Source organism: Proteus sp. LHD240705 (genome assembly GCF_047921555.1).
In the GTDB taxonomy this organism is placed as follows: domain Bacteria; phylum Pseudomonadota; class Gammaproteobacteria; order Enterobacterales; family Enterobacteriaceae; genus Proteus.
The window spans coordinates 239,764-252,607 of the sequence record NZ_JBLRMI010000005.1 but is presented as its reverse complement, the minus strand read 5'-3'; the positions used below and the strand labels follow the sequence as shown (position 1 = coordinate 252,607).

Below are 12,844 nucleotides of genomic sequence, written 5' to 3'. Positions count from 1 at the left end.
TCATGGCTTCTTATAATACCAACGATTTTCGTTCAGGTCTTAAAATCATGTTAGATGGCGAGCCAGCCGTCATTACTGAATGTGAATTTGTTAAACCAGGTAAAGGTCAGGCATTTGCTCGTGTGCGTCTGCGTAAACTGATTTCTAACAAATTACTGGAAAAAACATTTAAATCTACTGATTCAGCAGATGGTGCTGATGTCATGGATATCAACTTAACTTACCTGTACAACGACGGTGAGTTCTGGCATTTCATGAACAACGAAACCTTCGAACAATTAGCAGCAGACGAGAAAGCTGTTGGCGAAAATGCTAAATGGCTGATTGACCAAGCTGAGTGTATCGTAACACTGTGGGATGGTCGTCCTATCGCTGTTGTTCCACCAAACTTTGTTGAATTAGAAATCGTTGATACTGATCCAGGCCTGAAAGGTGACACCGCAGGTACAGGTGGTAAACCAGCAACATTAAGCACTGGTGCGGTTGTTAAAGTTCCACTGTTTGTACAAATCGGTGAAGTTATCAAAGTTGATACTCGTTCAGGTGAATACGTATCGCGCGTAAAATAATCGCATAGGTTATTTTACTGAGCGAAACGATAAGCACAATAAATAATTACCGCAGATAATGTTAAATATCTGCGGTATTTTTTTATTTTAATTTATAAATATTGATTAATAGGTAGTATTTTCTTTCTAAAAATTTGAGTGATTTGTATTACTGCATTATTTAATTTTATGTGTTATTATTTTGTTTCTAACTTATTTACCCCTTCATTATTCCTGATGCCAAAATAGAATGTGATATTCAATATTGGAATTGGTAAAAAATAACCATTTTTTTAAAATAAGCGTGTAGGTTGTTTTGGTAAAGACAATCCACAGCAATATTTATTTAAGTTATTTTGACTTTCCTTTAAGAGATATTGAAGAGTATAGATAAAAACATTAATCCTGTAATATTATTGATCTTTATTTTATATTTTAGTTGTACTAGGGAAACCCTTTCAATATAGACATTTACTTTGATATATCTCTTTTATTTTTTTCTTCTTTTCTTTTATTCTGTGATTAATATTAACTAAATTAGGTTTTTTAAATAAAATCTCATTTCTTTTCATCTCTCTTTTATTATTAATTTTCTATCCCTAAATAACGATAATTGAATCATTAACTAGATTATTATTTAGTTTAAAATAATCATTTTCGGTTAATGCTTTTAACTCTGAAATAAAATAATTGCTAACACTAAATAAAACTCTATCAAATATTATGGTATTTGAGTAATAACGCCAATTAAGCAGAAAAAATCGATTTTTATCTGTCTCATTTCATTTCTTACACTCTAGTTAAGTGTCAACGTCATTATTGTCGATACGTCATTCTTAGTTCCTTCTTGTGTTTCTATCTTAATGATTTTTATCATAAATAAATTAAATCCTCTCTTGGCATGAAATATGCTTTATCTAAAGAAAAATTGACGACAGTAATGCTGTTAAACGTTTTTCTCGGAGGATGTGGCGAATGAATCGCTTTGTAATTGCAGAGCCACAACGATGCATAGGGTGTAATACCTGTATGGCAGCTTGCTCAGAAGTTCACCAAGCTGTGGGTTTACAGGCGCATCCGCGTCTTACAGTGGTAAAAGTGGAGGATCAGACAGCACCGATGCTTTGTCGGCACTGTGAGGATGCTCCTTGTGCTCGCGTGTGCCCAGTCAATGCCATCACTCATGAAGATAATATGATCTTTCTTAATGAGAGCCTGTGTATTGGCTGTAAGTTGTGTGGTCTAGTTTGTCCTTTTGGTGCAATTACACCATCAGGTAGTAAACCCGTTAACTTACCGGCTGTTTTTGAACACTTTGTGCCTGAAGAAATGTTGGCAGATGTGCCAGCAAGTCTTCCAACAACCAACCCATTCCTTGCATGGAATGCAGGTATCCGCGCAATCGCAGTGAAATGTGATTTATGTGCTTTCTCTGATGAAGGCCCTGCTTGTGTCAACGTATGTCCAACCGATGCATTGCATTTAGTTGAAGAAGACAAACTTGAAGAGCAGATGAAAACGCGTCGCTTAGGCTCTGTGATGGAACCCATTACGAATCTTGACGATTTATCTACTTTGACACAGGAGCGGAAGTAATATGGAACCTCTTCAGTTACTGCTGTGGTCAGTCATCCTGTATGTTGTTGGTGGCGTTATTGCACTGTTTTTAAAAAAACAGGAAGGGTTGGCAATCCTTATTTCAGGGATCAGCGCAATCATTGGTGGTGTCTTAGGTATTTTAAGTGCATTACCGGTTATTTTTGGTGGTGAAATCGCTACTTTTACCGCCGCAGGGCCTTTCGATTTTGCCGCCTTTGTGGTGCGCATGGATATGTTAGGCGCCTTTATGGTGTTCGTCATTTCATTACTGGTCAGCGTGTGTGCGCTTTATTCTCTTGCTTATGTGCAAGAATATAAAGGACGCGGCGCTTGGAGCATGGGATTCTTTATGAATCTGTTTATTGCTTCTATGGTTGGCTTAGTGGTGATGGATAATGCGTTCTACTTTATTATCCTGTTCGAAATGATGTCACTGGCTTCTTGGTTCTTAGTTATTGCTGACCAAGATGACGAATCTATTCACGCAGGTTTACTCTACTTCTTTATTGCTCACGCAGGCTCCGTGTTAATCATGATTGCCTTCTTCTTGATGTGGCGTGAAAGTGGTAGCCTTGATTTTGATTCATTCCGTCAACTCTCTCTTTCTCCTGCGATGGCCTCTGTGGTGTTCTTACTGGGCTTCTTTGGTTTTGGTGCCAAAGCCGGTATGTTGCCATTACACAGTTGGTTACCAAAAGCTCACCCCGCAGCACCTTCTCATGCATCGGCATTAATGTCAGGTGTAATGGTTAAAATTGGTATCTTCGGGATAATTAAAGTCGGTATCGATTTGTTGGGTGCTACTGAAATGTGGTGGGGAATTGTCGTCCTCGCATTCGGTGCGGTTTCTTCTGTATTGGGTGTTATGTACGCATTAGCAGAGCACGATTTAAAACGTTTACTTGCATGGCATACCGTTGAAAATATCGGCATCATTTTAATGGGTGTTGGTGTCGGTATGGTAGGAATGGCAACAGATCATCCTGTTATTGCCGCACTTGGCCTGTTAGGTGCTTTATATCACTTATTAAACCATGCGGTGTTTAAAGGATTATTATTCCTCGGAGCTGGCGCCATTATTAATCAAATTCACACTCGTGATATGGACAAAATGGGTGGGTTAGCCAAACTGATGCCTTACACTGCAACGGCATTCTTAATTGGTTGTATGGCGATTTCAGCGTTACCACCATTAAACGGTTTTGTTAGTGAATGGTATACCTATCAGTCTCTATTTACGATGAGTTACGAAGGTAACTTTGTGATGCGCTTAAGTGGTCCTATTGCCATTATTATGCTGGCAATTACAGGGGCATTAGCGGCAATGTGTTTCGTTAAAGTCTATGGTGTTAGCTTCTGTGGCGGTCCTCGTAGTGAGCAAGCAACAAAAGCAAAAGAAGTACCACTACCAATGACGATTGCGATGGGTTTATTAGCACTTTTCTGTGTTGTGTTAGGTGTGGGAGCTGCTTTTGTTGCACCAATCATTGCCAATATTGCAATGTCTCTTAGCGAAACCAGCGCATTAACTGTGGCTCAAGGCTCAATGCTTGTTCCTGATACTGCATCACAAGCAATGTTCTCTCCAGCATTAACATTTGTTTTATTAATTGCTCTACCGCTTATCCCATTCCTGATTTACCTCGGCCTAAAAGGCAATCAACCTGCGTTTCGTCGTAAAGGTAATCCTTGGGCGTGTGGTTATGTGTGGGAAAAAGATATGGCAGTGTCAGCAGGTGGCTTTACTCAAGCATTACGCAGCATGTTTGCACCACTTTATCGTATGCGTAAACAACTTGATCCATCTCCATTGCTGTCTCGTGGTTTTAATAAAACACAGCTCGGTGCTGAAAAGGTCGAACCATTCTGGGATGAACGCATTATTTATCCTCTGGTTCGTGGTATCCAACGTTTTGCAAAACGTATCCAATGCCTACAAGGCGGGGATTTCAGACTCTATTGTCTATACGTTGTTGCAGCGCTGGTCATCTTGCTTTTAGTCATCGCAGCGTAAGGAGAGGGACTTATGACTTTCCAAGAAGCACCTACGTTAATGATGGGTATATTCGCACTAATACAAGCACTCTTTTTGTTGGCGATAACCCCATTATGTACAGGTATTTCGCGCACAATTCGCGCCAAGATGCATTCGCGTCAAGGCCCTGGGATTTTGCAAGATTATCGAGATATCTTTAAGTTATTTAAACGTCAATCAGTAGCACCTGAGCAATCTGGCGTGATCTTCCAAGTGATGCCTTATGTATTACTTGGCAGCATGCTGGTGGTTGCAATGGCACTGCCTGTCTTTACCGCAACGTCACTGTTTGCGGGTGCAGCCGATCTTATCGCACTGATTTATCTGTTTGCACTTTATCGTTTCTTCTTCTCTTTATCGGGTCTGGATTCAGGAAGCCCATTTGCTGGTATTGGTGCTAGCCGTGAATTAACTCTGGGTGTGTTAGTAGAGCCTATCTTAGTGTTATCACTGATTGTGGTGGCTTTAATTGTGGGTTCAACCAACGTCGGCACTATTAGTGCAACACTTGCTCAAGGGTGGGTATCACCAACTGCCACACTGTTAGCCTTATTAGCTTGTGCTTTTGCTGCATTTATCGAAATGGGAAAAATGCCATTCGACGTTGCAGAAGCTGAGCAAGAGTTACAAGAAGGACCATTAACTGAATATTCAGGCTCTGGTTTTGCCATGGTGAAACTGGGTCTTGGGTTAAAACAAGTGGTAGTGGCTGAACTGTTCTTAGCCATATTTATTCCTTTTGGTAAAGCAACAGAATTCACCTTTATTGCACTGATCATTGCGTTAGTTTTAATGGCAGTAAAATTGTTAGTGGTGTTTGTATTAGCGTCATTGGTTGAAAACAGTTTAGCGCGTGGTCGCTTCTTACTGACTCACCATGTGACATGGTTAGGATTCGGTGTTGCGGCACTGGCTCTTGTTTTCTATTTAACCGGTCTATAAGGAGCGATGATTACAATGGAAAATATAGCTCTTGCGACCTTACTCATCCCATTTGCGGGGGCGTTGATTACGTCCTTAATGCCAAATCGGATGGCGAAGTGGTTATGTACACTGTTCGCTTTATTAGCCACATTAGGAACGGTTGTTTTAGGTTGGCAGTTCCTCGCTGAAGGTAAAGTCGATACCACAATTACGCTAGTACAATATGGCGATGTTGCGCTCTTTGGTTTTACCATTGATCGTGTCAGTACATTGATTGCTTTCGCTGTTGTGTTCTTAGGATTGTTGGTGAGTTTTTACTCCACTGGCTATCTAACCAATGGCAACCGCGAGCATCCACATGATGGTACTCGTCGCTATTATGCCTTCTTGTTGATTTTTATTGGTGCAATGGCGGGGTTAGTCCTTTCATCGACTATTCTGGGGCAACTCCTGTTTTTCGAAATCACCGGGGGATGTTCTTGGGGATTAATCGGTTACTACCAATCTGAAAAATCGCTCCGTTCAGCAATGAAAGCGTTGTTGATCACTCACGTTGCTTCAATCGGTCTTTATCTCGCAGCTGCAACTCTGTTTGTGAGTACGGGGACATTTGAATTAACCGCAATTGCAACCTTAGATGAGCCAACCAAACTGATTGTGTTTGGTGGAATTCTCTTTGCTGCTTGGGGTAAATCAGCGCAATTACCACTGCAAGCTTGGTTACCTGATGCGATGGAAGCACCAACTCCTGTGAGTGCTTACTTACACGCCGCGTCAATGGTAAAAGTCGGTGTTTACATCTTTGCTCGTGCGATTATGTCAGCAGATGGTGATGTTCCTCACCTTATTGGTTGGGTGGGTATTACCATGGCGGTTATCACGTTGATTTATGGCTTTATGATGTATCTGCCACAAAAAGATATGAAACGCTTGTTAGCATGGTCAACTATCACTCAGCTCTCTTATATCTTCCTTGCATTATCTATTTCAATCTTTGGACCGCGCGAAGCGTTTGAAGGTGGTATTGCTTATATCTTTAACCATGCCTTCGCTAAAAGTTTGTTCTTCTTAGTTGCTGGTGCATTGAGTTATAGCTGTGGTACTCGTATGTTGCCGCGCTTAAAAGGGTTAATTAATAAATATCCATTATTGGGTGTGGGTTTCTGTGTTGCTGCGCTGGCAATCGCAGGTGTTCCACCAATGAATGGCTTCTTTAGTAAATTCCCAATTTTTGCCGCAGGTTTTGAACTGTCGAGTGTTTTCTGGGTGATGACACCAATTATGGTGCTAGTACTGATTGAATCTGTTGCTAGCTTCACTTGGTTTATCTACTGGTTTGGTCGTGTCGTTCCTAGCAAACCAAGTACAGAAGTTGAGGAAGGACAGCCTGTTCCTATGGCAATGCAAATTGTAATTGGAATACTGATTATTATGTCCTTTGCATCCAGTGTTATCGCAGTCACTTGGCTAGGATAAGGGAGATAAATCATGACTGGAGCACTTATCGTAAACAATCTGGCGGGGTTAATGATGATCACCTCGCTACTGGTAATTGGCGCGAAAAAGCCAATTGCATCCTGTTGGTTCTATGCATTGCAATCTTTCGTTTTAGTGATGATTTTCGTCACTTTAGCCAATACATTAGATGCACACCAACTCACACTTTGGGCCATTACCGCTTTCTTCACTAAAGTTCTGCTTGTGCCACTTATTCTAGGATTTGCATTCCGTAAGTTATCCGATCCTAGTGCGAATGCTGGCGTTATCAGCCCAGCAATATTAATGCTGCTAGCCGCAGTGATTGTGGTCTTAAGCTGGTTCGTCGTTGAGCCAATTCAAATACCAATGGTCGTTGATTTGAAACCTGCACTCGCAGTTTCTCTGGGACATTTTATGTTGGGTCTGCTGTGTATCGTGACTCAGCGAAATATCCTAAAACAAGCTTTTGGTTATTGTTTAATGGAAAACGGCTCTCACTTAACACTGGCATTATTGGCGTGGAGAGCACCAGAACTGGTCGAAATCGGGATCGCCACTGACGCCATCTTCGCTGTGATTGTGATGGCAGTGTTGGCTCGTAAGATTTACCGCACGCTCAACACACTGAACGTGGATCAACTGACCGCGCTGAAGGGGTGAGGAGATGAACCAAACAACCATGTTAACGATTTTAATGTTTTCACCGTTGGTATTTTCAATACTGGCGTTTCTAAGTCCGTTATTAAAAGCCGGTGCGCGCCCTATTGTGACGGGTATTCATGCTATTGGTATCACCGTATTGTTAATCGCTGCATTAGGGACTGTGGCAGATGTCATGTCTCATGGCGAAATATTGGCTGCTGCTAATTGGGTTCATGTGGATAGCCTCGGCGCATTATTTCTCGCTATCTTAGGTATTATCGGCTTTTTAACGGGGCTTTATTCTATTGGCTATATGAATCATGAAGTGGATGAGGGCGAAATCTCAGTACGCACTTTGTGTAATTACTATGGTTTCTTCCACCTCTTTTTGTTCACCATGTTATTGGCAATCACCAGTAATAACTTGATCTTAATGTGGGCGGCAATTGAAGCAACAACCTTAAGCTCTGCATTCTTAGTCGGAATTTATGGTCAACGTTCTTCTTTGGAAGCTGCGTGGAAGTACATCATCATTTGTAGTGTGGGTGTGGCGTTTGGTCTTTTCGGGACTATTTTGGTTTATGCCAATGCCGCAAGCTTTATGCCTGATCCAGATCAGGCTATCTTCTGGACTGAAGTGTTGAAATATACAGACCAGTTAGATCCAACATTGATGCATTTAGCTTTTGTCTTTATTTTAATCGGTTTCGGTACCAAAACGGGTTTATTCCCAATGCACGCATGGTTACCAGATGCACACAGTGAAGCACCAAGTCCTGTCAGTGCGTTGTTATCAGCGGTTTTACTGAATTGTGCGCTGTTAATCATCATTCGTTACTACATCATTATTGATGCGGCAATTGGTACTGAGTTTACACGTAACTTATTGTTAATCTTTGGTTTCCTCTCTGTTGCTATCGCGGCGTTCTTTATTCTTATTCAGCGTGATATGAAACGTCTTTTAGCGTATTCCAGTGTGGAAAACATGGGATTAATTGCCGTCGCATTAGGGATTGGCGGACCAATTGGTATTTTGGCTGCTTTATTCCACACCTTAAACCACAGCTTAGCGAAAGCACTGTTATTCTGTGGTTCAGGTAACGTGTTATTGAAATACGGTACTCGTGATTTAAATGTCGTGAAAGGCATGTTTAAAGTGATGCCATTAAGTGCCGCTCTTTTTGCTGGTGGCGCTTTAGCGCTAGGTGGTATGCCGCCTTTCAACGTCTTTATTAGTGAATTTATGATTGTTGTGGCAGGTTTAGCTTCTCAGCACATTGGCTTAACTATCCTACTATTATTGTTATTGACCGTAGTATTAGGTGGTCTAGTTCGTATGGTGGCTAAAACTGTCTTTGGTCCAAAACCTGATGTTGTTGCTAAAGGTGAACTGGGAATTTTAACCACACTACCAATGGTCATTCTGATTGCACTTATGCTGTTAATGGGAACTCACATTCCTAAGCCTGTCAGCGAGCTGTTAGAAAATGCCGCTAATATCGTGATGAATATTGATAAAAGTGAGTCACCTACTTATGCATGGCCAACGGCTTTAATCAGCAATCCATCCACATCGGTTCAGGAGATGTAACGTGAGCTACCAAAATTATGTCAGTAGAAAAGAGGGAAAAGAACTAGGCGGAGATTACGTTGCCAAGGTTCGTGAGAAATTCCCATCAGCCGTTCTTGATGAAGAGCGACAAACCGCTGATCAATTGACGATAACAGTAAAAACGGAATCACTCCCTGAAGTGGTGGAATATCTGTATTACGGCTTAGGCGGTTGGTTACCTGTTTTATTCGGTAATGACGAACGTAGTTTAAACGGGGACTATGCTGTTTATTACGCATTATCAATGGAAGAGGGTGAAAAATGCTGGGTTGTTGTAAAAGCCCATGTTAGCCCAATCACTTTAGAGTTTCCGTCAGTGACACCGCGTGTACCAGCCGCAGTGTGGGGTGAACGTGAAATCCGTGATATGTATGGTCTTATCCCTGTTGGTTTACCTGATGAACGTCGTTTAGTGCTTCCAGATGACTGGCCTGAAGAGATGTATCCACTGCGTAAAGATGCGATGGATTATCGCCAACGTCCAGCACCCTCAACTGAAGTTGAAACTTATCCCTTCTTGAACGAAGGTAAGCAAGATGCACGCGTTGTGCCAATTGGTCCAATGCACATTACTTCGGATGAACCAGGACACTTCCGCTTATTTGTAGACGGTGAAAACATTGTCGATGCCGATTACCGCATGTTCTATGTTCATCGTGGTATGGAAAAACTGGCAGAAACCCGTATGGGTTATAACGAAGTGACATTCTTATCAGACCGCGTGTGTGGTATCTGTGGTTTTACTCACAGTGTGGCGTATGTGACTTCTGTTGAAAATGCGTTAGGCATTGAAGTACCACGTCGTGCGCATACTATTCGTTCTATCTTATTAGAAGTTGAACGTCTTCATAGCCATTTATTAAACATTGGTTTAGCTAGTCACTTTACAGGCTTTGATACTGGCTTTATGCAATTTTTCCGTATTCGTGAAAAATCAATGCAGATTGCAGAGATGCTCACCGGTGCGCGTAAAACTTATGGCCTGAACTTAATTGGGGGGATTCGTCGCGATATCTTAAAAGATCAGCGTCTGAAGACTATCCAACTTGTTAGAGAAATGCGCAAAGAAGTCACTGAATTAGTGGATATATTGCTATCAGCGCCGAATATGGAACAACGTACTGTTGGTGTTGGTATCTTAGATAAGAAAGTGGCTCGTGATTTTAGCCCAGTAGGTCCAATGATAAGAGCGAGTGGTTTTAAACGTGACGTGCGTTTTGACCACCCATTTGCAGATTATGGCAATCTTCCACTGACGCTCTTTAGTTATGAAGATGGCGACGTATTTTCCCGTGTGATGGTACGTATTAAAGAAGTCTTGGATTCAATGGCAATGATTGAATATGCCTTAGATAACTTGCCAGAAGGTCCATTATTAACCGAAGGCTTTACTTATCAGCCATATAAATTTGCTCTGGGCTTTACTGAAGCACCACGCGGTGAAGATGTTCACTGGAGTATGTTGGGTGATAACCAAAAATTATTCCGCTGGCGTTGCCGTGCTGCAACTTATGCTAACTGGCCAGTATTACGTTATATGTTGCAAGGAAATACCGTCTCTGATGCGCCGTTAATTATCGGTAGTCTTGACCCTTGTTATTCCTGTACTGACAGGGTAACGCTCGTCGATGTGAAAAAACGTAAATCTAAAACAGTTTCTTATAAAGAAATTGAACGTTACAGCATCGAACGTAAAAATTCGCCGCTCAAGTGAGGGAATGAACGATGTTAAAATTGTTTAAAACCATAATCAAAACAGGCGAAGCAACGACCAAATATCCGTTTAAGCCTCTGGATTTACCTGATGGTTTCAGAGGAAAGCCTGAATATGATGCACAGCAATGCATTGTCTGTGGTGCCTGCACCTCAGCATGTCCTGCTAATGCGTTAACGATGGAAACGAATTTGGAAACAGGCGAGCGTCATTGGCAATTATTCATTGGCCGCTGTATTTATTGCGGTCGTTGTGAAGAAGTTTGCCCAACAAGAGCGATTGTTTTATCCGATATGTTTGAAACGGCAGTGACTAAAAAGTCAGATCTTTATATTAAAGGCACTTTTAAATTATTGAATTGCCGTGAATGCCATCAACCATTTACGCCTAGAAAATCAGTTGAATATGCGATGGAACTATTAGTGCAATCAGGCTGGGATGAGCAAACCGTAGAAGCGATGCGCCCACAATTTGAAACTTGCCCTGAATGTAAGCGTAAACATAACTTGTTATCTGATGGTCGTGAAAATATTAGTGTGGGCGAAATTGGGAGTACAATAAAATGAGTCTACCAGAAATTCCCATTAATCATCATGTTAGCCAGCCTATCACCCTTGATGATCAGGTTAAAAAGCTAAAGCAGACATTGTTGAAAGATATTCAGCGTTCAGCTTATGTTTATCGTGTTGACTGTGGTGGTTGTAATGGTTGTGAGATTGAAATTTTCTCCGCAATTACACCGGTTTTTGATGCTGAACGTTTTGGTATCAAAGTGGTAGCCTCGCCTCGTCACGCTGATATTTTATTATTCACTGGCGCAGTAACGCGCCAGATGCGTGTTCCTGCATTACGTGCTTATGAATCAGCGCCTGATCCAAAAATCTGTATCTCTTATGGCGCTTGTGGCTGTGGTGGTGGGATTTTCCACGATCTTTATTGTGTATGGGGTGGTAGTGAATCTATCGTGCCTATTGATGTGTGGATCCCAGGTTGTCCTCCAACACCTGCGGCGACGATTTATGGATTTGCTGTTGCACTGGGCTTGTTAGACCAAAAATTAAAAGGCGAATCGCACATTGAAGTAGAGAATGAAAAAGCCTCTCTAATTCTGCCTTCGATTCCTTTAGATGCTCGCGTGATGATTGAGCGTGAAGCGCGCCGTCTTGCTGGCTATTATCAGGGAAGACAAATCAGTGATCATTTCCTCACCTTATTAGAAGGCGCTACTATTCAGGAAGTCAGCGGACGTGTAGATGAATGGCTACGACAAGCGAATGATCCTCGTTTATCTGAGATTGTAAAACGCCTTGTTTATTCATTAAGCCAAGGGGGGATTTATGCCTGATGATGCTAACGTTTACTTTTGGTCATTAAGACAAAAGTTTGTTGATAGCGATGATGATATTCCTGCGGAAGCGCAACAGGTCATGTATTACTCACTCGCGATTGGTCACCATGTGGGTATGATTGATTGCTTAAAAACAGAGCTAGTCTGCCCTTTAGAAAAATATAAAGCATGGATTGACTTATTACCTGAAGGTGAAGCCAAACGCAAAATGCAAGGATTGCTAACATTTGGCGAAATCAATATTAACTCTGAGCATACTCACTTATTAGCGTTAGCATTTGATCCTATTATCAAAAATGAAGATCCCATTTTTAGTGAGTGGAGTCAAACGCTGATTAAATTACTGGGTGAGATCCACGCAGAGCCTGCTATTTATTTGATTGTGAAGAGAAAGCCATGAGTAAAGCAATGACAGCACCTAAAGTGGTATTAACAGTCGGCAACAGTATGATGGGCGATGATGGTGCAGGCCCTCTGCTTGCTGAGTTAATGGAAGCAAACCCTATTGATGGATGGATTGTTATCAACGGAGGAAGTGCGCCTGAAAATGTCTCTTATCAAGTAAGAGAGTTACAACCTCAATGTGTTGTCATTGTTGATGCCGCAGATATTGGTTTAAACCCTGGTGAGATTAGGGTGATAGATCCTGACTACATAGCGGAAATGTTTATTATGAGCACTCATAATATGCCGCTGAATTTTCTTATCGATCAATTAAAAGATGATATTCCAGATATTACTTTCTTAGGGATACAACCCGATCTCGTTGGTTTTTATTATCCAATGACCGAAGCGGTAAAAAATGCCGTTGATGAAGTGTATCAAGGGATCAAGTCTTGGAGAGTTGATTACTTTCCAGCGCTTGAAGTCTGCGATGAAGAAGATATTGAAGAATAAAAGTACAACAAGTATCCACCGATTTTTGATATAAATAAAAAAGAAA

12 protein-coding genes are annotated in these 12,844 nt (G+C 41.5%); all 12 read left to right on the top strand.

The genetic code is table 11. The features are described 5' to 3' along the window. Positions 1 to 2 precede the first annotated feature (2 nt). The 12 genes from efp (at position 3) to hycI (ending at position 12,798) form a co-directional block, all read left to right on the top strand. Positions 3 to 569 carry an elongation factor P gene (gene efp, locus ACNART_RS12005; protein ID WP_088494539.1) on the top strand — a complete coding sequence of 189 codons (567 nt, stop codon included), beginning with the start codon at positions 3 to 5 and terminating at the stop codon, positions 567 to 569. A gap of 954 nt (positions 570 to 1,523) precedes the next feature. Beyond that, complete coding sequence (locus ACNART_RS12000; protein ID WP_198621036.1) at positions 1,524 to 2,144, top strand: 4Fe-4S dicluster domain-containing protein; 621 nt, start codon at positions 1,524 to 1,526, stop codon at positions 2,142 to 2,144. Between the two features lies 1 nt (position 2,145). Continuing rightward, positions 2,146 to 4,161, top strand: coding sequence for a hydrogenase 4 subunit B (gene hyfB / locus ACNART_RS11995; protein WP_198621037.1), 2,016 nt, complete (start codon positions 2,146 to 2,148; stop codon positions 4,159 to 4,161). 12 nt (positions 4,162 to 4,173) lie between these two features. Beyond that, on the top strand, positions 4,174 to 5,124 hold the full coding sequence (locus tag ACNART_RS11990; RefSeq protein WP_006536164.1) for a respiratory chain complex I subunit 1 family protein: 951 nt from the start codon (positions 4,174 to 4,176) through the stop codon (positions 5,122 to 5,124). Positions 5,125 to 5,130: 6 nt separating this feature from the next. Continuing rightward, positions 5,131 to 6,582: a hydrogenase 4 subunit D gene (locus ACNART_RS11985; RefSeq protein WP_368927967.1), complete on the top strand. Its 1,452-nt coding sequence runs from the start codon at positions 5,131 to 5,133 to the stop codon at positions 6,580 to 6,582. Positions 6,583 to 6,594: 12 nt separating this feature from the next. Further along, positions 6,595 to 7,245, top strand: coding sequence for a hydrogenase 4 membrane subunit (hyfE, locus tag ACNART_RS11980; RefSeq protein WP_109374269.1), 651 nt, complete (start codon positions 6,595 to 6,597; stop codon positions 7,243 to 7,245). A 4-nt stretch (positions 7,246 to 7,249) separates the two neighbouring features. After that, entirely contained in the window at positions 7,250 to 8,818 is a 1,569-nt protein-coding gene (locus ACNART_RS11975) for a hydrogenase 4 subunit F (RefSeq protein ID WP_198621038.1), read from the top strand. A gap of 1 nt (position 8,819) precedes the next feature. After that, positions 8,820 to 10,553, top strand: a complete 1,734-nt coding sequence (locus ACNART_RS11970; RefSeq protein ID WP_368927968.1) for an NADH-quinone oxidoreductase subunit C — start codon at positions 8,820 to 8,822, stop codon at positions 10,551 to 10,553. 11 nt (positions 10,554 to 10,564) lie between these two features. Beyond that, a complete protein-coding gene (hyfH, locus tag ACNART_RS11965; protein ID WP_151436131.1) occupies positions 10,565 to 11,119 on the top strand; it encodes a hydrogenase 4 subunit H in 555 nt (184 codons plus the stop codon). Continuing rightward, positions 11,116 to 11,898: an NADH-quinone oxidoreductase subunit B family protein gene (locus ACNART_RS11960; RefSeq protein WP_072064386.1), complete on the top strand. Its 783-nt coding sequence runs from the start codon at positions 11,116 to 11,118 to the stop codon at positions 11,896 to 11,898. Before hyfH ends, ACNART_RS11960 begins: the two co-directional genes overlap by 4 nt. Next, on the top strand, positions 11,891 to 12,301 hold the full coding sequence (locus tag ACNART_RS11955; protein ID WP_198621039.1) for a formate hydrogenlyase maturation HycH family protein: 411 nt from the start codon (positions 11,891 to 11,893) through the stop codon (positions 12,299 to 12,301). The genes ACNART_RS11960 and ACNART_RS11955 overlap by 8 nt, the downstream gene beginning before the upstream one ends. After that, the gene (gene hycI / locus ACNART_RS11950; protein WP_198621040.1) at positions 12,298 to 12,798 is read left to right on the top strand and encodes a hydrogenase maturation peptidase HycI; all 501 of its coding nucleotides are present in this window, start codon (positions 12,298 to 12,300) and stop codon (positions 12,796 to 12,798) included. Before ACNART_RS11955 ends, hycI begins: the two co-directional genes overlap by 4 nt. Positions 12,799 to 12,844 lie beyond the last annotated feature (46 nt).